The following is a 1393-nucleotide window of genomic DNA, read 5'->3' as shown; positions in this document are numbered from 1 at the left end:
GACCTCCCCGTGCACTGAGTCTCGGGAACATCCATACACATCCCACATCTCAGCATCAAAAATCGCTATTCGACGCAAGGCGACATCAGACCCCAAGATGAGGTGTCGGTGGCCAAACGGAGAAAAGGGAGCGACGAGATGGACCTGGCGCAACTGGCCGCGGAGATGCAGCACTCGATCGGCGTGGATTCAGATTTCTTCTATGCCAACTCCCACCCAGACCTGGTGGTGGAGCTTCCGTACGCGCCGTGGGTCGGGCGCGGCGAGCGGGTAGTCGGACGCGAGATGTGCAAGGCGCACATGGAGGAAGTCGGGCGCAGCCTTCCGGGCCTCCGTTTCCTCGACCTTCGCGTGACGCCGCTGGCGGAGGAAGATACCTTCCTGCTGGAATACATTGGTTTCTGCCCAGCACTGGATAATTACCGGCTGCCCTACATCTGTATCTATCGCTTCAAGGACGACAAGCTCATCCTGTTCCGCGAGTACTGGGACACCAGCGAGGGCCTTCGCGTGTTCGGCGGAAAAGGAAACATTCCGGAGTCCGTGACCCGTTGATCTATTCCAAGGGGTTAGTGATCGTAGGCGGTCAGTGAGCGGTGGATCGGTTGTCCGGTCTGGTTGTTGTGCCAGATAGCCGGAGTGAGGCGAGGAGGCGCTGTAGCCGAGTCGGCCGCGACACGGAGTAATAATTGTGAGGAAATTCGGCGCAAATCGCCGGAGTCAAGATAGAGAGAGACAAAATGGACAACGCGCAACTCGCTGTGAAGATGCTGCATTCACTCGGCAAGGATTTCTTCTGGGCCAACGCCCATCCCGATCTGGTGCTGGAATTCCCCTATGCGCCGTGGGTCGGCGGGCCCGAGCGGGTAACCGGGCGCGAGAACACCGAGCGCTATCTGGACCAGGTCGCGCGCATGCTGCCGGGGCTGACCTTCACCGATGTCCGTGTGTGGCCGTATGCGGAGGAAGATGCCTATGTGCTGGAATACAACGGCACCGCCCAGGTGAACAATTACAACCAGCGTTACATCAACATCATGCGCTTCAAGGACGGCAAGCTGATCCTGTTCCGCGAATTCTGGAACACCACCGAGGCCATCCGCGCGTTCGGCACCACCGAGGCCATCCGTGAGGAGCTCTCCCCCGCCGTCGACTAGCCTGGCCCTTTCATGAGCCTCTGCTGGTGCGTCCCGACATGTTGCTGCGATGGCACCGCGACCTAGTCGCACGCCGTCGCGTCCGGCCCAAGCGCCCGGGACGACCGCGCACCGTGCACCGACCCCGTGGTCGAGAAGGCTGTGGATGGCATGCCAGCGTTCGATGGTGCTTTCCTCCCGGACCAGCGACTGCCGCTTCGGGCCGGCGGCGGCCCAGCAACTCGAGTGCGCGGCGA

The 1393-nt window shown here is 61.3% G+C and carries 2 protein-coding genes; both read left to right on the top strand.

The genetic code is table 11. From position 1 onward, the window contains the following. Positions 1-138 precede the first annotated feature (138 nt). Complete coding sequence (locus tag ACIA5H_RS37765; protein WP_397081161.1) at positions 139-555, top strand: nuclear transport factor 2 family protein; 417 nt, start codon at positions 139-141, stop codon at positions 553-555. Positions 556-740: 185 nt separating this feature from the next. After that, entirely contained in the window at positions 741-1157 is a 417-nt protein-coding gene (locus ACIA5H_RS37760) for a nuclear transport factor 2 family protein (RefSeq protein ID WP_397081159.1), read from the top strand. Positions 1158-1393 lie beyond the last annotated feature (236 nt).

It is taken from the genome of Nocardia sp. NPDC051900, assembly GCF_044452545.1.
GTDB classification, from domain to species: Bacteria; Actinomycetota; Actinomycetes; order Mycobacteriales; family Mycobacteriaceae; genus Nocardia; species Nocardia sichangensis.
Note: the sequence above shows the minus strand (reverse complement) of the source record. Positions and strands in the feature narration are given on the sequence as shown.